Source organism: Acinetobacter sp. S4397-1, assembly GCF_024129285.1.
GTDB classification, from domain to species: Bacteria; Pseudomonadota; Gammaproteobacteria; order Pseudomonadales; family Moraxellaceae; genus Acinetobacter; species Acinetobacter lwoffii_C.
Genome location: NZ_JAMXXZ010000023.1, coordinates 1 through 22,013 on the forward strand (window position 1 = coordinate 1; position 22,013 = coordinate 22,013).

The 22,013-nt window shown below is 42.5% G+C and carries 16 protein-coding genes and 1 pseudogene; 10 read left to right on the forward strand and 7 right to left on the reverse strand.

Annotated features, from left to right (window positions below; all coding sequences use genetic code 11):
• Positions 1–97: 97 nt before the first annotated feature.
• Positions 98–817 (forward strand): annotated as a pseudogene (locus NI467_RS10875) (tetratricopeptide repeat protein); the annotation flags it as partial.
• A 53-nt stretch (positions 818–870) separates the two neighbouring features.
• Here NI467_RS10875 and NI467_RS10880 read toward each other — a convergent pair.
• From NI467_RS10880 to NI467_RS10890, 3 genes are read right to left on the reverse strand one after another with little or no spacing between them, the layout of a single operon-like run.
• Positions 871–2,295, reverse strand: coding sequence for an efflux transporter outer membrane subunit (locus NI467_RS10880; RefSeq protein WP_253152928.1), 1,425 nt, complete (start codon positions 2,293–2,295; stop codon positions 871–873).
• A gap of 10 nt (positions 2,296–2,305) precedes the next feature.
• Positions 2,306–4,282 carry a MacB family efflux pump subunit gene (locus tag NI467_RS10885; protein WP_253152930.1) on the reverse strand — a complete coding sequence of 659 codons (1,977 nt, stop codon included), beginning with the start codon at positions 4,280–4,282 and terminating at the stop codon, positions 2,306–2,308.
• 2 nt (positions 4,283–4,284) lie between these two features.
• Positions 4,285–5,628 carry an efflux RND transporter periplasmic adaptor subunit gene (locus tag NI467_RS10890; protein ID WP_253152932.1) on the reverse strand — a complete coding sequence of 448 codons (1,344 nt, stop codon included), beginning with the start codon at positions 5,626–5,628 and terminating at the stop codon, positions 4,285–4,287.
• Positions 5,629–6,214: 586 nt separating this feature from the next.
• On the opposite strand from NI467_RS10890, the gene NI467_RS10895 reads away from it, so the two are divergent.
• Positions 6,215–6,664, forward strand: coding sequence for a bacteriohemerythrin (locus NI467_RS10895; RefSeq protein WP_253152934.1), 450 nt, complete (start codon positions 6,215–6,217; stop codon positions 6,662–6,664).
• Here NI467_RS10895 and holA read toward each other — a convergent pair.
• The 4 genes from holA to NI467_RS10915 all read right to left on the reverse strand — a co-directional run bounded on the left by holA (position 6,661) and on the right by NI467_RS10915 (position 11,486).
• Positions 6,661–7,659 (reverse strand): DNA polymerase III subunit delta, encoded by a 999-nt coding sequence (holA, locus tag NI467_RS10900; RefSeq protein ID WP_253152936.1) that lies wholly within the window; start codon positions 7,657–7,659, stop codon positions 6,661–6,663. The two genes, NI467_RS10895 and holA, sit on opposite strands and share 4 nt — an antisense overlap.
• A gap of 9 nt (positions 7,660–7,668) precedes the next feature.
• Positions 7,669–8,202, reverse strand: a complete 534-nt coding sequence (lptE, locus tag NI467_RS10905) for an LPS assembly lipoprotein LptE (RefSeq protein ID WP_253152937.1) — start codon at positions 8,200–8,202, stop codon at positions 7,669–7,671.
• A gap of 193 nt (positions 8,203–8,395) precedes the next feature.
• The gene (gene leuS / locus NI467_RS10910; RefSeq protein ID WP_253152939.1) at positions 8,396–11,017 is read right to left on the reverse strand and encodes a leucine--tRNA ligase; all 2,622 of its coding nucleotides are present in this window, start codon (positions 11,015–11,017) and stop codon (positions 8,396–8,398) included.
• 121 nt (positions 11,018–11,138) lie between these two features.
• Positions 11,139–11,486 (reverse strand): DUF4124 domain-containing protein, encoded by a 348-nt coding sequence (locus NI467_RS10915; RefSeq protein ID WP_253152941.1) that lies wholly within the window; start codon positions 11,484–11,486, stop codon positions 11,139–11,141.
• A 660-nt stretch (positions 11,487–12,146) separates the two neighbouring features.
• Here NI467_RS10915 and NI467_RS10920 point away from each other — a divergent pair.
• From NI467_RS10920 to NI467_RS10955, 8 genes are all read left to right on the forward strand, one after another.
• Positions 12,147–13,874 carry an acetolactate synthase 3 large subunit gene (locus NI467_RS10920; protein ID WP_253152943.1) on the forward strand — a complete coding sequence of 576 codons (1,728 nt, stop codon included), beginning with the start codon at positions 12,147–12,149 and terminating at the stop codon, positions 13,872–13,874.
• On the forward strand, positions 13,871–14,362 hold the full coding sequence (gene ilvN / locus NI467_RS10925; protein ID WP_151204098.1) for an acetolactate synthase small subunit: 492 nt from the start codon (positions 13,871–13,873) through the stop codon (positions 14,360–14,362). Before NI467_RS10920 ends, ilvN begins: the two co-directional genes overlap by 4 nt.
• 107 nt (positions 14,363–14,469) lie before the next feature.
• Positions 14,470–15,486 carry a ketol-acid reductoisomerase gene (gene ilvC / locus NI467_RS10930; RefSeq protein WP_151204099.1) on the forward strand — a complete coding sequence of 339 codons (1,017 nt, stop codon included), beginning with the start codon at positions 14,470–14,472 and terminating at the stop codon, positions 15,484–15,486.
• Between the two features lie 868 nt (positions 15,487–16,354).
• Positions 16,355–16,879: a DUF4402 domain-containing protein gene (locus NI467_RS10935; protein ID WP_253152944.1), complete on the forward strand. Its 525-nt coding sequence runs from the start codon at positions 16,355–16,357 to the stop codon at positions 16,877–16,879.
• A gap of 99 nt (positions 16,880–16,978) precedes the next feature.
• Positions 16,979–17,680, forward strand: a complete 702-nt coding sequence (locus tag NI467_RS10940; RefSeq protein ID WP_151204101.1) for a molecular chaperone — start codon at positions 16,979–16,981, stop codon at positions 17,678–17,680.
• A 41-nt stretch (positions 17,681–17,721) separates the two neighbouring features.
• Complete coding sequence (locus NI467_RS10945) at positions 17,722–20,049, forward strand: fimbria/pilus outer membrane usher protein (RefSeq protein WP_253152946.1); 2,328 nt, start codon at positions 17,722–17,724, stop codon at positions 20,047–20,049.
• Positions 20,050–20,061: 12 nt separating this feature from the next.
• A complete protein-coding gene (locus NI467_RS10950) occupies positions 20,062–20,475 on the forward strand; it encodes a hypothetical protein (RefSeq protein WP_253152948.1) in 414 nt (137 codons plus the stop codon).
• Positions 20,476–20,721: 246 nt separating this feature from the next.
• A complete protein-coding gene (locus NI467_RS10955; RefSeq protein WP_253152949.1) occupies positions 20,722–22,002 on the forward strand; it encodes a glycosyltransferase family 1 protein in 1,281 nt (426 codons plus the stop codon).
• Positions 22,003–22,013 lie beyond the last annotated feature (11 nt).

The window sequence follows — 22,013 nt, forward strand, 5'->3', positions numbered from 1 at the left end:
TCTATTTGTGTCTTCATAACCTCAAATATATCATCTTGCTTCGGCTGTCACCCTTCTTTCATCTCCTCAGCATACTTTCTGATACACCACCGATAATTTTAACCAGATGGGGCAGGCACTCTGCTATTTAAACGGAGTCGGTGTTGCCAAAGATACCGCCAGAGCCACCCGGATGATTCAAGCAGTTGCCCAGCAGGAGCAGCTCAAGGCTGAATCAGAAGCGAGTTTGGTTTATATGGTCGGACGTTTTTATAGCCAGCCGGAATATCCGCTTCCGACACGAGAAAAGGCCGTGCAATATCTGAATCAGGCGGTTGCCCAAGGTTCTGCGGAAGCCGCCTGGTTTCTGTATCAGGCTTATTCGGGGCTTCATCCGGTCTTTGAGCTCCATGACGAATTGGCCAAACGTTATCTCCATCAGGCCGCTCAGCTGGGTCATGTACAAGCTCAGGCAGAATTGGGCTTGATGTATCTAAAAGGCAAGATGGTGGAGCAAGATCTGGCCACAGGACTGAAGTATCTTCAGCAGGCTGCCAGCCAGCACAATGCCTTGGCGTTGAATGCGCTGGGAGAGGCGATGGAGCAGGGAGTAGGCGTCACCCCGGATTTGGATCAGGCTATGGCTTATTATCGTCAGGCCGCGGCGCAGGTAAATGCAGATGCTTATGGTCATCTGGGACGTTTATATACCAAAGGAATTGGTGTGGAGCGTGATATTGCCACGGCACGCGAATGGCTGGAAAAAGCCAGCCTGTTGGGACATCAGCCCTCAAGTGAGCTGCTCAAGCATCTTAATGCCTATCTGCATGTCGGCTAAGCAACGCAAAAAAACCGCTGTCTGAACAGCGGTTTTTTTATAGGAAAAATGCTTTAAGGTATTTGTCTGATCGGGCTGCCACCTAAAGCTTGCATCAAGGTTACATAAGCATTGTATTGGCTTTGTCGGGTCTGTACCAAAGACAGGCGCGCGTTGCGTGTGGTTTCTTGTGCATCTAGCAGATTCTTTAAGGCCACTGCTCCATTTCGATAACGCACTTCCGTCAGACGTTCTGTACGTTCTGCCAGTTCGACATTGCGTTGTTGTAACGCGACCTGTTTGGTCAGCTCAGTACGATTGGACAGGGCATTTTCCACATCGGCAAAAGCCTCATACAGGGTTTGACGGTATTGCAGAATCGCTTTTTCATATTCCAGCTCATTGACCTGTAAATCACGTTTCATGTCATTCCATTGCAGAAACGGCAGGGTCAGACCGGCACCCAAAGTGGCAACCGGATTTTTCAGGGCGCTGGAGAGTGAGCTGCTACTCCCTACGCCCACTCCTGTACTTAGACTGCCGGTCAAGCTGATCGATGGATAATAGCTGGCCCGGTTGGCATCTTTGTTGGCCAGCGCTTTGCGTAAACGCAGCTCGGTGGCTCGCAGATCAGGACGACGGGATAACAGGCTGGCTGGCAGTCCTGCTTCAATATCAGGTAACTGTATATTTGGCAGGCGGCTCGGTTCTTGCAGGCTGAGCTGCTGTACCGGCATATTAAGCAGCACGGCCAGACTGGTACGGGTTTCCACGCGTTGCTGTTCAATCTGGCTTAAAGTGGCTTGCTGGCTTTGAATGGCCTGTTCTGCCTGTGTCAGTTCCAGACCCGATACGGCACCGGCACGATACTGGACTTTGACCAGATCTGAAGTACGCTGTGCAGTGGCCAGATTTTGTTGTACCACAGCATGCCGTTCATTCAGATAGGCCAGTTGCCAGTACAGTTGTGCCGTGGTTCCAATCAGACTTTGCGCTGTGGCCTGCAAGTCCTCTTCAGATGCCAAGGCTTCCCAGCGTGCGGCTTCGGTCTGGTTGGCCAGTTTGCCAAATAGGTCCAGTTCATAGCTCAGGCCCGGGTAGCCTAGTGAAATACCGGTTGAGCGATCACCATCCCCCTCCAGACTAAATTGATGTCCGGTCGAGATTCGTGCATCTCCAATCCGGAGACCTTGCTGGCTTTGGGTCTGTCTGGCCTGAATGCGGGCCTGCTGTAAGTTGATGCCAGCCACTGCCAAATCGCTATTGGCTGCCAGCACTGCATTGACCAGATCGTTCAATTGCGGATCTTTAAATAAAGTCCACCATTGATCTGCCAGAACGTCGGCATGGATGTGCTGGCTTAAGGCCTTACTGTTTTGAAAGCCGTTCGGCAATTCAACGGCAGGTTGCTTATACGGTGTTTTTACTACTGCGGCACAGCCGACCAGTGAACTTCCTAGAATCAGGGCACTGGCCAGTTTGGTAAGAGTCAGGTGCATATCAGATTCCTTATTCTCGAGAAAGTGCATCGACCGGATTAAGACGGGCCGCATTACGTGCCGGAATAAAGCCGAACACAATACCAATCAGGCTGGAGCAGACAAAGGCGGCGACAATCGAGGTGGTCGAATAAGCCATCTGGAAAGTATCTCCGGCAAAATGGGTAATCAGTTGACCGATTCCCAGCGATAAAAGTACCCCCAAAATCCCGCCCAGAATACAGACCAAGACGGCTTCAATCAGGAATTGCTGCAAAATATCACTTTGACGTGCTCCGACGGCCATACGCACCCCAATTTCCTGAGTCCGTTCGGTGACTGAAACCAGCATGATGTTCATGACCCCAATTCCACCTACTACCAGTGAAATTACGGCAATTGCTGAGATTAGCAAGGTCATGGTCTGCGTGGTTTGCTGGATGGTTTCACGGATACTGTCCGCATTTTGGGTAAATACATCCTGCGCACCATGACGTTGAACCAGCAGGCTCAGGATGGCATTTTCAGCAGCTGCGCTCGGATATTCATCCTTAATCCGTACAATAATCTGACGCACATTGGACTGACCGAGCATACGGCTCATGACGGTGGAGTAAGGCAGGTAGACATTTAGTGTGTCATTATTGCCCATCATGCCTTTTTGCGCATCAATTACGCCAATGATCCGGCTGGGTACGCTTCCCAAGAGCAGCACCTGGCCAATCGGGTTGCTTCCATCTTTAAAGAAGGTATTTTGAGTATTGGTATCAATTACCACGTCCTGGGCCTGCTCGACTACACTTTCATGATCAAAAGGCTGGCCAGATTTAAAGCTCATCCCGCGTACATAGAAGAAGTCTTCGCCCACACCATTCACAGTGATCGAAGCTTCAGTTTCTTTATAACGTGCGGTCACATTGCTGTTGACGGAGGGGCTGACGCCATCCACATAGGGCTGCTCTGCCAAAGCGTCTGCATCCGCCGGAATCAAGGTTTTGACTTGGGAAGATCTGGAATTGTCTCCAAAGCCTCGCCCCTGAAACACGGTAATAGTATTGGTTCCCAGGCTGCTGATATTTTCCAGAATCTGTTTCTGCGAACCGTTTCCGAGCGCGACGACCGAGACAACCGAGGCAATTCCGATAATAATTCCCAGCATGGTCAGGAAAGTTCGCATGCGGTGTGCATTCATTGCCAGCAAGGCCATGCGGAAGGCTTCGCCAAGACGGTCTACGGCCGAGCGCCAGCTGGAAATTTTCTTTTGTTCATTATAGACCAGACGTTGTTTTTCAAAGCCATCATCAATTTCAGGCACATTCGGCTGATCCGAAATGATATTGCCGTCTGAAATCTCGATAATACGCGTTGCATTTTTGGCCACATTATGGTCATGCGTGACCAGAATAATGGTATGACCTTTGGCATTCAGTTCACGCAGAATACGCATGACTTCAATACCGCTATTCTTGTCGAGTGCACCGGTAGGCTCATCGGCAAGAATGACATCACCGCCGTTCATCAAAGCCCGGGCAATTGAAACCCGCTGCTGCTGACCACCGGAAAGCTGACTAGGGCGGTTCTGGGTTTTTTCACCCAGCCCCAGATCTGTCAGCAATTTCACTGCACGTTCATGACGCTTACTGGAATCTGCACCGGCATAAATGGCCGGCACTTCGACATTGCCTGCGGCATTTAAATCCCCCAGCAGATGATAACGCTGGAAAATAAAACCAAAATATTCACGGCGCAGCTGGGCCAGTTCATCCGCTTCGAGCTTGCGAGTTTCCCGGCCCTTAACTTTATAGCTGCCCGAAGTCGGTTGATCCAGACAGCCGAGAATATTCATCAGCGTCGATTTGCCGGAACCGGACTGGCCCACAATCGCCACCAGTTCACCCGGATAAATCTCCAGATTGACCCCTTTGAGAATCTGGACCGTGCTTTCACCCGCAGGAAATTCACGAACCAGATTCTTGACCTCAAGCAGAGGTTGCTGTTGTTGATTCATGCTTACATTCTCATTGGGCCACGGCTGCCACGTTTTGCACTGTCATTGGAGGTGTCAGAACCGTCGGCAATGACCACCTGATCGCCACGTTTCAAACCTTTCAGAACTTGGGCCGTGACTCGGTTATTCAGGCCAATCAGCACAGGGGTAAGTTTCGCTGTACCATCTGCCTGTAAAACACGCACCATGGCACGCTGTGCCTTGCCTTGTTCAATCAGGGCAAGCTCAGCATCAGAGAGCTGCAAACGGGCCGGGCGTTCACCTGTTGCATCACGTGATTTGTCTTGGGCTTCGGTAGGTGCAGCTAGACCTTCGGTGTTACGACTGCCTTCACCACGCTTCTGGCGCTGGGGACGGTTCGAGCTTTGAATCGCAGCAGCCGGAATGGTCAAGACATTTTGTGCTTCATCCAGCACAATATACACTTGCGCCGTCATATCAATACGCAGTTTGCCGTCTTCATTGGGAACGTCAAACAAGGCATTATAATAGACCGCCGTACTTGAAGAAGAGCCTGTGCTGTTATTGGATTCGGTATTAATTGAATTGGGAGCAGGCTCGACCTGACGCAATTGCGCATAAATTTTCTTGTCACTATTTCCCAAAGTGGTGAAATACACCCTTTGACCTTCCTGGACTTTCATGACATCAGCTTCAGAAATTTCGGCTTTAATGGTCATGGTGTCGAGTTGTGCGAGTTTAACAATGGTCGGTGCGCTCTGGTTGGCGTTTACCGTTTGACCTTCCTCAGTCACAATCGCCACAATAGTGCCATCCATCGGCGCGACAATCTGGGTATAGCCCAAATCTTCTTTGGCGGTGGCCAGAGTCAAACGCGACTGTTCAATCTGGGCATTGATGGCCTTAATATCTGCCTGTGCGATTTTATAACTGGCCAGAGCCGCTTCATACTCTGCACGTGAGGTCGCATCCTGTGCATACATGATGTCCTGACGGCGATATTCAGCCTCAACCTTGGCCAGATTGGCCTGTTTTACAGCAAGCTGTGCCATCTGGTTTTTAATGCTTGCTTCAGCCGTTTTTAAATCATTCTCCTGACGCACTGAATCAATCTGTGCAATCAGCTGCCCCTGTTTGACCTGATCACCCAGTTGTACATACATTTTTTTAACCTGACCGGATACCTGAGCACCCACACTGACCATCTTGGTGGCTTCAAGCACCCCGGTTGCCAGTACCGAGTTTTCAATATCGCCGATACTTACTTCCGCAGTAATAAATTGTGGCGGCTGTTCTTTGGGTTTCAGGAAGTACCATCCAGCGGTAATAAGTACAATGGCAATCACTGCTGCCATGATCAGTTTTGTTGGTTTTATTTTTGGCATGATAAACACAGATTCTGGTCAGAAGATAAGGGCCGATTATAAAAGAGAAACTAGGATAAATCGTGAACTTTTTAATTTATAATGAGAATTATTTTCTATTACTGCTGGGTACAACAATAAATAAAAACTTAAATTTTTTATAGAATTTATTGATCAGCCCCCTTCATCATTGGAAGAACTTACTTGAGTCTTGCTGGTCTAAACATGAGGTGGTTGACCAGCTTGGTTTCAGGCTTATTTTATAAAATGAGGCTTAGGCTGGGGGAAGCTGTGCCCTGACTAAAAAAACTGAAATCGTGCTAAGTTAAGCTTATGTATAAAAAAATAACTGAGATTTTTAAAGTGATCTTTGTTATAAAGATAAGTCTACCTTGTCTCTGGTCTGCTTAATTGTTAGTCAATATTTTAGACTAAAGACTAAGTATTAAAAACTAAAATATCTATGTTTTACATATAGATTTAACTAAATAAAGCTTGTAATATCTAATTCCATAAAAAAAATATGTCTTTATTGTGTAAAGATGATATGGACGTTTTTGTGTAAAAAATAATACGACTTTACTAAGGAAATCGATGGGGTTCACAAATGGAATGGAATGAAAACTATAATATTGGAATTGAGGTGATTGATAATCAGCACCGTCAAATTTTAGATTATATTAATACTTTGGAACAGGTAAAAAGCACGGGGGAGCGCGATAAAATCAAAGAGGTGTTGGATGACTTAATTGACTATACCCAGTCGCATTTTAGCTTTGAAGAAAATTTACTTGAACAAGTCAGTTATCAATATTTGCCGTCTCATCGCGGAATACATGAATTATTCGTTAAAAGATTAAATGATTATCGTCTGAAGTTTGAGAAGGGTGAGTCAATTGAAAAAGATTTGTATCGCCTCTTGTCTAAATGGTTGATTAACCATATTCAACATGATGATCAGGACTATGTCGATGCAGTGCGCGACAATATGTTGAGCTATCTACGTAAACAGGAAGAGAGAAAGGGCAAAGGCTGGTTTGCACGTTTTTTTAGTTAAGCGCTGGGTGATAAAAATAAGTCTTTACCACACATTGCAGCAATGGCCTGTAAGATGAGATGTTCAGGATTTTCTCTGGACATCCCTTTAATGGCAGCATCAATGCTGATCAAGAGTTGCGGCCAGGCCAAAAAAGCCTGTGGACTGAGGCGACGTAAGGCCTGCTGATATAGACTTACCTTGGTTTTCCAGATGCCGAGTTGCAAAGCATTTTGTGGTTGTTCAAACAGTTGCATCAATAAACGCATTTCCTTGCTGATACTCCACAAGATCAGGCTCATCGGTTCACCCGAGGCTGTTAAATATTGAAAAATTTTTACCGATTGAGCCAAGTCTCCTTTTAGCAAGGCATCACTTAAATCATAAGTACTATAGCGTGACTGGTCTTGCAGGCAGGCATATAGATGATCAATCTGAATCAGATCAACTTCAGGAAAAGTGTCACTGACCCGCATCAGGCTGTTTTTTGCAGCCAGCAGGTTATGCTCGTGGTGCTGCTCCAGCCATTGCCATGCATCATTTGCCAGTTGAATGCCCAGCTTTTGCGCTTCTACTCCCAAAATTTGTTGACGATCTTTGGGATAATTGGCCGAAAGTGAAACATTCACCCCATTGGCATCAATCAGTTGAAAGAAACTGGATTTCAGGCTGTTACTGTCCTGCTTGGGCATAACCATCAACAGCAGGTTGTGCTCATTATGCTGCAAATAGCTTTTCAGTAATTTAAGAGCACTCGCATCAGGCTTGATATTACCATGCACTTCCACAGCAAGTTGCGTGGAAAAAAGAGACAGACTATTTAAGGCATTAAAGACATTTTTCCAGTCAGCTACTGAACTGATATCATAACGCTGACGCTCAATGTCCTGTTTTTGCCAGCTGGCACGAAAGGCATCAAGCAGGTTCTGTTCCAGTAGGGGCTCCTGACCATGCAATATCCAGGCTCCGCGAGCATCATCAATACGTTTGAGGGCCTGGAGATAGTCAATTTTCATCGCTTAATCTTATGGGGTAGCCGGAGTTGAAGGACGATCTTTAACCAGCGGTAACCGATTTGAAGAAATCTGGCGCACAATCTGCTGGGCAATATCATCAATAAGGACCTGATTTAAGAATTTTTGTTCCTGGTCATCGGTGTTTACGGTTTCAATATTATATTGATAAGTACGGGTTGCCACCACCGTACGTGCTTCGGTAATCGGCTTGCCTTGCGCATCTTCAATACGGAAAGTCACATTCAAACGTAACAAGGTCTCTACCAGCTTGCCATTTAACTCCAAGCGGCGTGGCGTATAGTCCAATATATGCAATATATAAGCATTAGGAGCATTGTTTAGCTGTATACCAGCGGCACCCAGATAGACTGCAAGTTTTTCCTGAAGTTCTTCAGTATGGGCAGGTAAGGAGAGGCTCATGGTGGAGTAAGCCAGTGGCGCGGAACTCGGAGTAGTTCCTTTTAAATGAAAGCCACAGCCCGCCAAGCCTGCACTTAGACCACAAGTTAAAACAATTGCTGCTAAACGTTTGCCCAAATGCATATTTTGTCCTCTATTCTTCCCTGCGGAAAATATTTGAAATCCTGAAATGGATTGTAAAGTCAAAGCCCGTTGGCTGGCAACGGGCTTTGTTTGGGAATTGTGAAATCCTTTTGTGCCTTCATCCTAACCTTCTCCCAGAAAAAGAAGGGATTGGCCCCTTCCTTTTAGGAAAGGGCCAGGGAGCGGTAGATTTTTAAACCACCAGGTTCACCAGTTTATTTGGTACCACAATTTCTTTCTTGGTTGGCCCTGTCAAGAATTGCTGTACTTCCGGCAAGGCTTTGGCTTGTGCCAGAACCTCATCTTTAGAAGCATCCACCGCTATTTCAAGTTTGCCACGCAGTTTGCCGTTGACTTGAACCACAATGGTTTGGGTATTACGGGTTAAAGCAGACTCATCTACTTGCGGGAATAGGGTTGAATTCAATTCAATCCCAAACTTAGCCAATAAAGTTTGGCTTAAATGCGGTGCAAACGGAGCCAATAAGGTAAGAAGGGTAGTAATGGATTCACGTGCAACCGCCACGTCATTGTCATCTTTGGCTTCAAACTTATTATTCGCGTTTAACAATTCCATCATGGCAGCAATGGCCGTGTTAAAGGCATGACGGCGTTCAATGTCATCACCCACTTTTTGGATGGTTTCGTGCGTTTTACGACGCAGGTCTTGTGCCGCGGTTGAAAGTTTTGCTGTATCGATAACAGACGCAGAATTGCTTTTTTCCAGGAAGCCTGCAGCCAAACGCCATACACGTTTCAGGAAGCGGTTAGCGCCTTCAACACCGGCATCTGACCATTCCAGAGATTGATCCGGTGGCGCAGCAAACATCATGAATACACGTGCGGTATCTGCACCGTACTGGTCAATAATCGCTTGCGGGTCGATACCGTTGTTTTTCGATTTCGACATTTTTTCCTGACCACCGACAATGACATCTTGACCATCGCCCTGATATTTTGCAGAAATGATGCGGCCTTTTTCATCACGTTCAAGATCGATGTCGGCTGGATTGAACCAGGTTTTTTTACCTGACTCAGCCTCACGATAGTATGTATCCGCAAGGACCATACCCTGGGTAAGCAAGTTGGTGAATGGTTCGTTACCTTGTACCACACCTTCATCACGCATCAGTTTGTGGAAGAAGCGTGCATATAACAAGTGCAGAATCGCATGTTCAACACCACCAATATATTGGTTCACTGGTAACCAGGTTTGGCTGGCTTCAGGTTTGACCAGACCATCGGTAAAATCAGGAGATGCGTAACGCGCATAGTACCAAGATGATTCTACAAAGGTGTCCAGAGTATCGGTTTCACGACGTGCGTCGCTACCACAACATGGACAAGTGGTTTCATAGAACTCAGGCATTTTGTTCAGCGGGTTACCTGAACCGTCTGGAACCACATCGGTTGGAAGCACAACTGGAAGCTGTTCTTCAGGTACTGGTACCTGACCGCATGTGTCACAGTTAATCATTGGAATTGGACAACCCCAGTAACGTTGACGAGACACGCCCCAATCACGTAAACGGAATTGAACTTTAGAACTTGCCAGGCCTGTTGGTTCTAATTTAGCAAGGAATGCATCGTATGCACCCTGGAAATCCAGACCATCAAACTCGCCTGAATTGACCAGTTTGCCTGCTTTAGAGCCGTACCACTCTTGCCACTCAGTCGCATCAAAGTCTGTGTCTTCTGCACCTTTGGCATCAATGACCTGTTTGATGGTCAAGCCATATTTGTTGGCAAATTCAAAGTCACGTTCATCGTGTGCAGGTACGGCCATCACCGCACCTGAACCGTATGACATCAATACATAGTTGGCAATCCAGACTGGAATATCTTCACCAGTCACCGGATGTTTGACTGAAAGACCGGTTGCCATCCCTTTTTTCTCAGCCACGGCCAGATCGGCTTCAGCCACTGAGCCCATACGGCATTCTTCAATAAATGCAGCAAGTTCAGGATTGTTTTCAGCTGCTTTTAATGCCATCGGATGTTCTGCGGCAACTGCCACATAAGTCACGCCCATTAGGGTATCGGCACGGGTGGTAAATACCGTTAAGCCATCAGCATAAACCTCAGGATTTGCTGAAGGGAAGGTGATATCCATCCCTTGTGAGCGACCAATCCAGTTGCGCTGCATGGTCAGTACTTGTTGTGGCCAGCCGTCTTTTAATGTATCTAAATCATCTAATAGTTCTTGGGCATAATCGGTAATGCGGAAGTAGTACATTGGAATATCACGTTTTTCGACCAATGCACCTGAACGCCAGCCACGACCATTTTCCACCTGCTCATTTGCCAGTACTGTCTGGTCTACCGGATCCCAATTCACAGTGGAAAGTTTGCGGTAGATCAGACCTTTTTTATACAGCTGAACAAATAACCATTGTTCCCAGCGATAGTATTCTGGGGTACAGGTCGCAAATTCGCGATCCCAATCTACAGCTAGACCGAGTTTTTTCAACTGGTCACGCATGTAGGCAATATTTTCAAAAGTCCATTTTGCCGGAGCCACCTGATGAGCAATGGCTGCGTTTTCAGCAGGTAGACCAAAAGCATCCCAACCCATTGGTTGCAGGACAGTTTCACCTTTTAAACGGTGAAAACGGCTGATCACGTCGCCAATCGTATAGTTACGCACATGACCCATATGCAGCTTGCCACTCGGGTAAGGGAACATCGAGAGGATATAACGACGCGGACCTTCTACAGTGTCGGCAACTTTAAAGGCTTTGCGAGATTCCCAATCCTGCTGGACTTGAGGCTCAATCGCACTGGCTTGATATTCAGGGTCAATGTGAGTAGTCATATACGTAATACAAGAGAATGGTTAAAAAATTTAACGCACAGCATAGCGCAAAATGCACCTAAAAGTGAATTTTGCGCACGGGTTTCTGCAGGAAAAATCTAAATCGGTATTTCAGAGAGTCTTAGACTGATGGGCGTTCGGATTGACCATGCTCCAAGGCTTCATTGGCTTCGCGTTGTTGTTGGTCATTTTCATTCCCAGCCGGATTTGGGCGACCATGCGCCGGATGCCCATTTTCAGGCTGAACTGCATTTTGACCAGTTCCTGAAGGCGTGGTTGCTGAATTGGTCCAGCCATAAGTGGTGACCGTTTTAACTTTTTTAGAAGACTTCGGTGGCGGCGTTTTGGTGTAGTGGGTGGTGCCTTTGGCGTCTACCCATTTATAGTATTCCGCTGCAGAAACATGGCTAGTCATACTAAAAAGTAATATACCAGCACAACTACCTAATTTCAGGAAAGTGCTTTTCATTTGTTATATATCCTTAAAAAATAGAGTTATTTGAATGGTTTCTGCTCTAGAAAGGGGGGAGCTGTCATTGGATTTATTGTGTAATATTAAAAAATAAAAAGAAAGTTTTAAGACCGAAAAAAGTCAGGAGATAAAGTTTATCTATAAAAAATGATATTCAATTAGATAAAAATTCATTCTTTTTTCTTATGTAATGCATATTAAAAATTTATAAAATTAAAGAGATAACAATATGAAAATGATAAATATTTTCTAGATCGGTAAGAACTGTACAAAAAATCCAAGACTAAATTGTACGTAAAATCAGCAAATCAGGTCAAAAAGTAGTGAGAGAGAGTGTGTTTAAAACTTGACTTTAGAGTCTGAAAACACAAGAATGCTGCAATAGTTTTATATGCCTTAAATCGATCACCCTTCGAATAAGTGTCATGTCATGCAATGGGCAATTTTTCTAGCCGAGAAATTGAACAAAGCCAACAAAATATGTTTACCCCAACATGTTTTAGATCTTGTATTGCTCGAACAGCAAGAAGATCAGATTTTTTTCCTATTGCTATGAAAACTATGAAATTTGTGTGCTATAACAGTGCAGACAGTTAACAAATGAAACACTGCAAATGCCTCCCATTTGTGCAGTGAATAATATTAGGGTGAATCACGTTGGAACTTTTATCTGGTGGTGAAATGCTTGTTCGCGCATTAGCGGATGAAGGCGTTGAACATGTTTTTGGATACCCAGGCGGCGCAGTACTGCATATTTACGATGCGCTCTTTCAACAGGAAAAAGTCAATCATTATCTCGTACGTCATGAACAGGCTGCCGGCCACATGGCCGATGCTTACTCGCGCGTAACGGGTAAAACAGGTGTAGTGCTGGTCACTTCAGGCCCAGGCGCAACCAATACCGTCACACCAATTGCAACGGCCTATATGGACTCAATCCCAATGGTGATTTTGTCTGGTCAGGTTGCAAGCCATCTCATCGGTGAAGATGCTTTCCAGGAAACCGATATGGTGGGTATTTCCCGTCCAATCGTGAAGCACAGCTTTCAGGTACGCCATGCAAGCGAAATTCCTGCGATTATCAAAAAAGCATTTTATATCGCATCGAGTGGCCGTCCAGGTCCAGTGGTTGTAGATATTCCAAAAGATGCGACCAATCCCGCGGAGAAATTTGCTTACGAGTATCCTGAAAAAGTGAAGATGCGTTCGTATCAGCCGCCTTATCGTGGTCATACCGGACAAATCCGTAAAGCGATTGACGAGCTGCTTCATGCTAAACGCCCGATTATTTACTCGGGTGGAGGCGTGGTTCAGGGTAATGCTTCGGCGCAATTGACTGAACTTGCACATTTGCTGGGCTTCCCGGTAACGAATACGCTAATGGGCTTAGGGGCTTTCCCTGGCGATGATCCACAGTTTGTCGGCATGCTCGGTATGCACGGAACTTATGAAGCGAACATGACCATGCATAATGCAGACGTGATTCTGTGTGTGGGTGCGCGTTTCGATGACCGTGTGACCAACAACCCGGCGAAGTTCTGTCCAAATGCCAAAGTCATTCATATTGATATTGACCCGGCGACTATTTCAAAAACTATCATGGCCCATATTCCAATCGTGGGTGCGGTAGAGCCGGTATTGACAGAAATGTTGAACCAGTTGAAACAGATGAATGTTTCCAAGCCAAATCCTGACGCAATTGCGGCATGGTGGAAACAGATTGATGAGTGGCGCCAGGTCAACTGCCTGAAGTTTGATGTACCGACTGATGGTTCGATGAAACCGCAACAAGTGGTACGTGCTTTAGACAAGATCACCAACGGTGAAGCGATCATTACCTCTGACGTTGGTCAGCACCAGATGTTTGGTGCATTGCACTACCGCTACAAGCGTCCACGTCAATGGATCAATTCAGGCGGCTTGGGTACCATGGGTGTTGGTCTTCCTTATGCGATGGCTGCAAAGCTTGCATTCCCGGATCAGCAAGTGGTGTGTATTACGGGTGAAGCGTCTATTCAGATGTGTATCCAGGAGCTTTCAACCTGTAAGCAGTATGGGCTGAACGTGAAGATTCTATGTCTGAACAACCGTGCCTTGGGTATGGTGAAGCAGTGGCAGGATATGAACTATGAAGGTCGTCATTCCAGCTCCTATGTAGAGTCTTTGCCTGACTTTGCCAAGTTAATGGAAGCTTATGGCCATGTCGGGATTCAAATTGATCATGCAGATGAGCTTGAATCGAAGCTTGCTGAAGCCATGGCAATTAACGACAAATGCGTATTTATTAACGTAATGGTTGACCGTAGTGAACACGTCTATCCGATGTTGGTTGCGGGTCAGTCGATGCAAGATATGTGGTTATCAAAAGGGGAGCGCACGTCATGAGACATATTATCTCTGTACTCGTAGAGAACGAAGCGGGCGCACTTTCACGTTTGGTTGGCCTGTTTTCTCAGCGCGGCTATAACATTGAAACCCTGAATGTGGCACCGACTGAAGATCCAACACTTTCACGTCTAACGCTCACTACGTATGGTGATGACCACAAGATTGAACAAATTACCAAGCAGCTGAACAAGCTGGTTGAGGTGGTTAAAGTTGTAGACCTGTCTGAAGGTGCACACATCGAACGTGAACTCATGCTGATTAAAGTCAAAGCACTGGGTTCATCGCGTGACGAAATCAAGCGTACAGCTGATATTTTCCGTGGTCAGGTGGTCGATGTCACACCAACGACCTATACCATTCAAGTGGCGGGTACGACTGAAAAAGTTGATGCGTTTATTGATGCCTTGGCAGAAAATACTATTCTGGAAGTGGTTCGTTCAGGTGTATCTGGCATTGCGCGTGGCGAAAAAGTTCTAACTATCTAATTTTTAACATATTCTACTCATTGTGAAATGAGAATCTCAGTCAATGAATACGAATAAGATCATTGGCTGAGGTCAAAGGAAGCATAAGCATTCAAGTGGAGACAGCAATGCAAATTTTTTACGATAAAGATTGTGATTTATCTATCATCCAAAGCAAAAAAGTAGCGATCATTGGTTATGGTTCACAAGGCCATGCGCACGCGCTTAACCTGAAAGATTCTGGCGTTGATGTAACTGTAGGTCTGCGTGCAGGTTCTACTTCTTGGAAAAAAGCTGAAAATGCTGGTCTTAAAGTTGCTGAAGTTCCTGCTGCTGTAGCACAAGCTGACGTAGTGATGATCTTGACTCCGGATGAGTTCCAATCACAACTTTACCGTGACGTCATTGAGCCAAACATTAAGCAAGGTGCTACTTTAGCATTCGCTCACGGTTTCTCTGTGCTTTATAACCAAGTGGTTCCACGTGCTGATTTAGACGTAATCATGGTTGCGCCTAAGGCACCAGGTCACACTGTACGTTCTGAATACCAACGTGGTTCAGGTGTTCCTGACCTTATCGCCATTCACCAAGATGCTTCGGGTAATGCGCGTAACGTAGCACTTTCTTATGCTTCAGGCGTAGGTGGTGGTCGTACAGGTATTATCGAAACTTCATTCCGTGAAGAAACTGAAACTGACTTGTTCGGTGAGCAAGCGGTTCTGTGTGGTGGTGCTGTTGAACTGGTTAAAATGGGTTTTGAAACTCTGGTTGAAGCGGGTTATGCACCAGAAATGGCATACTTCGAATGTCTACATGAACTTAAGCTGATTGTTGACTTGATGTTCGAAGGCGGTATCGCAGATATGAACTACTCGGTTTCTAACAACGCTGAGTACGGTGAATATGTAACGGGTACTGAAGTGATCAACGAACAGTCTCGTGAAGCAATGCGTAATGCGCTTAAACGTATTCAGTCGGGTGAGTATGCGAAGATGTTCATCCAGGAAGGTGCATTGAACTATCCGTCTATGACTGCACGCCGTCGTCAAAATGCTGCACATGGTATTGAAGTGACAGGTAACAAGTTACGTGCAATGATGCCATGGATTCAAGCAAACAAAATCGTTGATAAAGAAAAGAATTAATTTTTATCTTCTGATTGAATAAAAAAACCTGCTCGAATTGAGCGGGTTTTTTTATTTATTATTTTAAGTTTTCAGTTATAAGAAATGAAAAAAGGAAGTTTTTTCTAAATTATTTTTTAGGGTACTAGTTAAAGCGGGAGTAAATAAAACTGTAAAAGTAAAAGGCTTAGGATCTAGAGTTAAATAATAAATATTGATGGACAGGAGATTTAAGTTATCTGGTGTTTATTTAACATAGGAGTAGATTAAATAAATTATCATGTGAATATCGATTTAATTAGAGCCTTAACAGATTATTTAAAATAATAAGATAATATTCACAATATAGTTAAATAAAGGGATTGATTTTAAAAGCTCAAGAATAAGAAATTTTAAATAGCTTAGAAATTAAAAGATAGATTACGCGATAAAAACAAATAAATTCTAGATAAAGTGTGATGTAGTGTGAAAAATATAAGAAAAAGTGAGAGATAAATATGATTTTTCCCTGCAATTTGTTAAGAAGTGTAATTTTGGAAACTTTTAGTAATAATTTGCTTTTGTTGATAATTTATTGTATTTCAGTTACTTGTGTTAATTATATTAAAATATAGATTATATTAAATTTTAAGCAATTATTAAAAATAATTTGTAACACCTGTAGTATTAGTTAGCTATCTCTATAATTTTATGTCTCCTAATAGTATTTTTATAAATATCTCTGCGAAATAAATATATTATTGTGAATAATATTATTTTTGTATGTTTTCAAACGAATGATAATAAGATAAAAAAACGGTAAGTAGTTTTGCTCATAAGAATAAGAGTCTTTTACTCACCGTGAGACCAAATAAACAAAAATATTCTTTTTAAAAGAATGGAGAAAGACATGAAAAAAACGACTCAGGCAGCACTGGCAGCATTAGTATTAAGCGTTGGTTTTGGTTCAACAGCCGCATATGCAAATGAGCTTGAAGCAAGACCAGGTCCTAAACCAACTAAACCACACAAACCGGGTAAACATGGATGTGGAGATAAATGTGACGGAAAAATTAAAATCGATTTGAAAGTAGATCGCCATTGTGATCTAGATATTGGAACGTCCACAATGACATTGGCAGGCACACCAGGTGGTGATTATTTAGCAAATGGACATTTCGATGTACGTACCAATGCAGGCTATAGCCTACTCATTAGTGCGCCAGCAACTTTAGCGGGTAGCGCAGGTTCAGTACCAGTTGCGGTTACTACACGTCAAGATGGAGCAGGTTCTGATTACACTGGTTCTACTTTACCAAGTACTGGTAATGCAGATGTTCGCTTTAATGTTAAAGCTCTTGTAACAAGTAACGCTATTGATAATGCAGATGCAGGAAATTATACCGGTAACTATATTGTAGCGGTAAAATTCTAATAATAAGAAAAAAATTTCTTATATAAAGTAATGAATAGGAGATGTGGAAAGCATCTCCTATTTTAATAAAAATTATATTGCATGGAATTGGAGTTAAATATGAATAAAAAAATTATAGGATTTTTTTTATTATTCTTAGTAAGTACTTCTTTGTTTGCGGGAATAAGATTTACTCCTATACAACTTTATATTCAGGATTTTAAGAAACAGAAAAGTACGACTATTAGTGTGGAAAGTAGTGGGGTTGCAAGTTCAAAAATTTTTGAAATCAATGCATTTAAATGGACACAAGATGAACAGGGAGAGGATATTTTAGTAGAAGATAATACTTTATTATTTAATCCAAAAACATTTGAATTAAAGCCTGAAAGCAAGCAGCTTGTGAGAATTGGCTTTAGCCAGCCTCCCTTACATTTAAAAAAACAAGAATCATGGAGAGTTGTTTTTAAGGAAGTCACTCCTATTGAAAATAAATCAAATATTAACTTTTTGTTTAATTTTTCATTACCATTATTTGCTGGAGAGCAACTGCCGCCTCAACTTGATATAAAGTTAGAAAAAACAAATAACTCAGCATACTTGAATATTGATAATACAGCAAAATCTCATGCAAAAATTACTGAGGTAGTTGTATTGGATAATAAGAATAAAGAAGTTTTTAAAAAAGATTTGACTTTATATATTTTAAGTGGAAATAAGATTAGGTATAACTTGGGTGACTTTAAGAATAACAATAGCGAATTAAAATTAAAAGTAAAGGTTGAGGAATATGGATACTTAGAGTTTCCTGTAAAAGGATAAAGCTGGTCTAAAGAGAATAAAAATAGTAAAAGGATAATACTATGAAGGCTACTAAAATTCTCATAATGATAGTGTGTGGTATGGGTGTAACAAATACAAATGCAATAGATAATCAACAGGTAGATCAGAAAGAAAATGTGGAAATTTTTATTGTAAATATATGGGTGAATGGGCTGGATTATAATACTGAAACAACCACCTTTATAGAAGGTGGAAAAAGATTTATAGAGTGTGAAGCTTTAAATAAAATTGGAATTCGAATTGAGGGATTTCAACACCATTTAACTAAAAAATATTTTTGTCTATTAAATCAGCCAGATGTTACATTTGAAGAGGACCATAGCTTACAAGCAATAAAAATTAATTTTCCTTCTAATTATTTCCAGGAAACTGCTTATGACTTGGAAGTAGCAGCACCTGAAAAAGCAAATTTTGGAGGCTTCGTAAACTACAGTTTATTTTATAATAGAGATGAAGAGGATCAGGAATTTAATACGTTTTCAGAAGTTGGTATATTTAAAGATTACTGGTTATTCAAAAATGCTTTTTTGTACCGTAAAGATCCCGAAGAATTTGAACAGCAGTTTTTACGGGTAAATAGTACCTTAGATATTGAATTTCCAGAAAAGTTTTTAAGCCTAACTTTGGGTGATACAACTAGTCGTTACAATGCGCTTAATAATTCATTCCGGTTTGGAGGACTAAGTTTTGGAACCAATTATACAGATCGGCCAGACTTCGTATACTGGAACACTCCTACTTTAAATGGCAGCGCAAGCTTACCTTCAACCATTGATTTATATATTAATGGGATAAGGCTTTATCGGGATTCTATTACACCTGGAAATTATAACCTACCTGCAGGTGCAATTTTTAATCAGGCTGGTGATGCTCAAGTGGTGGTAGAAGATATTCTAGGTAACCGCACTGTTCAAAGTTTCCCAATTTATATCAATAGTCGCTTATTAAAACCAAAACTAAATGAATATAATATTTCCTTAGGGAAGCTAAGATATAATTATGATTATGTCGATGATGATTATCGTGACTTTTTTACAAAAGTATTTTTTCGACGAGGTATTACTTCCTCTACCACATTAGGGGGAGATCTTCTATATAGTGAAGAAACAATTAACTTTGACTTTTTATGGACACAAGGAGTGAGTAAGTATTTTGTCTTGGATACTGCATTTTCAGTGAGTGAAGCGAAGGAAGAGGAGGAACAAGGGTATGCTGCCTCATTAGTATTAAGTCGAAGTTTTAAAAATTGGTCTTATAGCCTGAATAGCCGATACTTTACTGAAGAATATAAATATTTGAGCAATGATCTGTATGATTCTAGTATTAAAACTTCAAGTGCCTTAAATTTTAATTTTTTTAATTTAAAAATTGTTGATGGGGTGGGCTTTAACTACATTTATCAGTCTTACTATAATGATCAAGGTTTTGATAATGACCGTCAAATTATTGATATTAGAGCAACAAAAAGATTAACAAAAAATCTGTATTCAGACTTCGGTTTCTTTAAAGATTTTGGTGAAGGTGGTGATCAGGGTTTTAATATTGCATTTAATTATGATTGGGGAGACAAAGGACAAATCTATCTTGATCATGATGCTGAAAATAATGAAACGAGTTTAAGTTATAGCCATAGGACGATGACTCAAAATGGTTTTGATTATGTTTTAGGCGTTAATCGTAGCGATGATGAAGTAAATTATAATGCATATGGCTTATGGAAAACGAGTATCGGTAATTTACAGTTATCACATGATGAATTTGAAGATCGACGTAATTCACAAGCCTTATTTGAAGGAGCTTTGGTCTGGTTGGGTAATAAAGTTGCATTAACTAAATATGCATATAATGCTTTTGCCTTGGTCAATGTCGATCAGCATCCAAATCTTGATATTTATCGTTCAGCAACACTCGCTGGCCATACCAATGATAAAGGTTATATCTTTATCCATGATATTATTCCTTATATTCATTACGATATTTCTTTTGACCAGAATCAGTTGGCTATGGATGAAACTTTTGAATACTCTTCAAAAAAGCTCATTGCATTGGACCAGCGCGGTTATAAGTTTAATTTCCCTGTTCATAAAACCAAGCGTATTGCGGTAAAAATCAAAGATATTCAACAAAATAATTTAATTATCGGTTCTGAAGTCTTGGTCGATGGTTTAAGTGGCGAACCTTCTTTTGTGGATAGTCAGGGTATTGTCTATCTCTATTTGTTTAAAGCTGGATCCTATAACCTTAAAGTCAAAACTCAAGGAGGAAAACAGTGCCAGGCCCAATTTACTCTTAATGAAAATCAGTTCCAAAATTCAAACCAACAAGTTTTAGAAGCTATATGTGAGTAGGAGTAGAAGAAAATGAAAAAACTCTTTTTATTAATAATCGCCCTATCGGTTAGTGCAATTACAGAAGCAGCAAAATATTGTTCAATAGATGGTTTTAGTAATTCAGAATTACGTCTAGCCAGCTATCAGCGTAGCCAGGCTGCTACCTCCTTTAATATTTCATGTGATACCAGTTATTCTATTTTATTTAATAGTCAGAATTTAATCAGTCCGGACGGCATGAGTTATGTATCTAATGGTCCTTATAAATTAAGAACTAAATTAAATTTAAGTGGTGCCAATAGTGGTTTGTGGGGAGTGAGATTAAAACAGAACCCTACACAAAGACAGAAGTATATAGTCTCGGTTCAACTGGTGGATAATCCTTATAATGGTGTTCCTGCGGGTCATTATCAGGATCAGATCTCAGTAGATATCGATTTTTAAATACTAAGAGTTTGAATATAGAAATAAGCTGATGAAGATACTAAAAACCGGAAAGACTTGAGAGGACTCTAAATGGACACCCGTGGTAAGTGAGTATCTGGTGTCTAAGCGGATATTCACTTAATTCCATCCTCTGAATAGGCAGTGATGAATATTGTTATGGAACTGTATTTGAGCCTCATGATTCATCAAGTAGTCATATGCAGTTTCTATGCTGAATGAAAAATATAACTAGACAGGTGCGGGATGTCACAAACTTCCATCTCAGAATTATTAAAACAGCGACCAGTTCTTCATAAAATCCAGTTTGATTTGAAAGGTCAGCGCAGACCGGTCAGTCCCTATAAAACTGCCTTGGAGAGTCTGGTATGTCCCCGCCTAAAAATTGCTATTGTGACCGAAACCTGGCCACCAGAAATTAATGGGGTGGCACATTCATTGCTACAGCTTTGTAAAGGTTTACAAAAGCAGGGCCATAAAATCTTATTGATTCGCCCAGAACAACAAAAAACCTGTAGTGAATTTAAAGCCTATGCTGAATGTCTGGTCAAGGCGCATCATATTCCCCGATATGCACATCTACAGTTTGGTCGGCCTCAATTTTTAAAAATTTATCAGGCAATTGAGGATTTTTATCCTGATCTGGTGCATATTGTGACGGAAGGTCCTTTGGGGTTGGCGGCTCAGCAAGTGGCAAAGCTGCAGGGAATCCCGGTATCGAGTGGATTTCATTCCTCCTTTCAGGATTTTAGCCGTTTCTTTGATTTGGCTTTTCTGGTTAAACCGATCCAGAATTATTTAAAGTGGTTTCATAACAATACTGCTCTGACATGTGTGCCTAGTCAGGAAACGGCACAAGCCCTGACCGATTTTGGGGTCACTTGCCGGCTTGCTGTTGTAGGCCGTGGTGTCGATACGGATACATTTTCACCAAAGTGGCGCTCACCCGAATTGCGTTATGCTTGGGGTGTCTCTGCCACGACTCGCGTGATGCTCTATGTAGGCAGGCTTTCACCAGAAAAAGAGGTGAATGTCTTGATTCAGGTGTATTTGAGAATGCGCCAGCTGTATCAGCAGAATATACGTCTGGTCATCGTAGGCGATGGACCTGATCGGGCTAGGTTGGAGCGGCTTAATCAGGATGGAAGTGTTATTTTTACAGGAAGTTTGTCGGGTCAAAAATTATCACAGGCTTATGCCAGTGCAGATGTATTTTGTTTTGCCAGTCAGGTCGAAACCTTCGGTAATGTGGTTTTAGAGGCAATGGCAAGTGGTTTGCCAGTGATTGCGTATGATTATGCCTGTGCGCATTTACATATCCGGCATGGTCAAACAGGTTATTTAAGTGCACGTGGAAATCAGCAAGCTTTTATACAGAATATGCTTGAGCTGCCAGATCTGCTCTGTCTACAACAGATGGGGAGTCTGGCACGTCAAAAAGCTGAAGAAGTTGGCTGGCAATATCCAGTGTATCAATTTGAACAAGCCTTGTATTCGGTGGTTCAACCTGAAAAATACAGGGCATAAAACAATAAGAG

Bases quoted from the DNA above. Each gene is read 5' to 3' on its own strand.
- holA (WP_253152936.1), bottom strand. From the start codon at position 7,659: ATGAAAATTGACTATCTCCAGGCCCTCAAACGTATTGATGATGCTCGC.
- NI467_RS10895 (WP_253152934.1), top strand. From the start codon at position 6,215: ATGGAATGGAATGAAAACTATAATATTGGAATTGAGGTGATTGATAAT.
- leuS (WP_253152939.1), bottom strand. From the start codon at position 11,017: ATGACTACTCACATTGACCCTGAATATCAAGCCAGTGCGATTGAGCCT.
- NI467_RS10915 (WP_253152941.1), bottom strand. From the start codon at position 11,486: ATGAAAAGCACTTTCCTGAAATTAGGTAGTTGTGCTGGTATATTACTT.
- NI467_RS10945 (WP_253152946.1), top strand. From the start codon at position 17,722: ATGAAGGCTACTAAAATTCTCATAATGATAGTGTGTGGTATGGGTGTA.
- NI467_RS10940 (WP_151204101.1), top strand. From the start codon at position 16,979: ATGAATAAAAAAATTATAGGATTTTTTTTATTATTCTTAGTAAGTACT.
- NI467_RS10890 (WP_253152932.1), bottom strand. From the start codon at position 5,628: ATGCCAAAAATAAAACCAACAAAACTGATCATGGCAGCAGTGATTGCC.
- NI467_RS10880 (WP_253152928.1), bottom strand. From the start codon at position 2,295: ATGCACCTGACTCTTACCAAACTGGCCAGTGCCCTGATTCTAGGAAGT.
- ilvN (WP_151204098.1), top strand. From the start codon at position 13,871: ATGAGACATATTATCTCTGTACTCGTAGAGAACGAAGCGGGCGCACTT.
- NI467_RS10885 (WP_253152930.1), bottom strand. From the start codon at position 4,282: ATGAATCAACAACAGCAACCTCTGCTTGAGGTCAAGAATCTGGTTCGT.
- NI467_RS10955 (WP_253152949.1), top strand. From the start codon at position 20,722: ATGTCACAAACTTCCATCTCAGAATTATTAAAACAGCGACCAGTTCTT.
- lptE (WP_253152937.1), bottom strand. From the start codon at position 8,202: ATGCATTTGGGCAAACGTTTAGCAGCAATTGTTTTAACTTGTGGTCTA.
- NI467_RS10935 (WP_253152944.1), top strand. From the start codon at position 16,355: ATGAAAAAAACGACTCAGGCAGCACTGGCAGCATTAGTATTAAGCGTT.
- ilvC (WP_151204099.1), top strand. From the start codon at position 14,470: ATGCAAATTTTTTACGATAAAGATTGTGATTTATCTATCATCCAAAGC.
- NI467_RS10950 (WP_253152948.1), top strand. From the start codon at position 20,062: ATGAAAAAACTCTTTTTATTAATAATCGCCCTATCGGTTAGTGCAATT.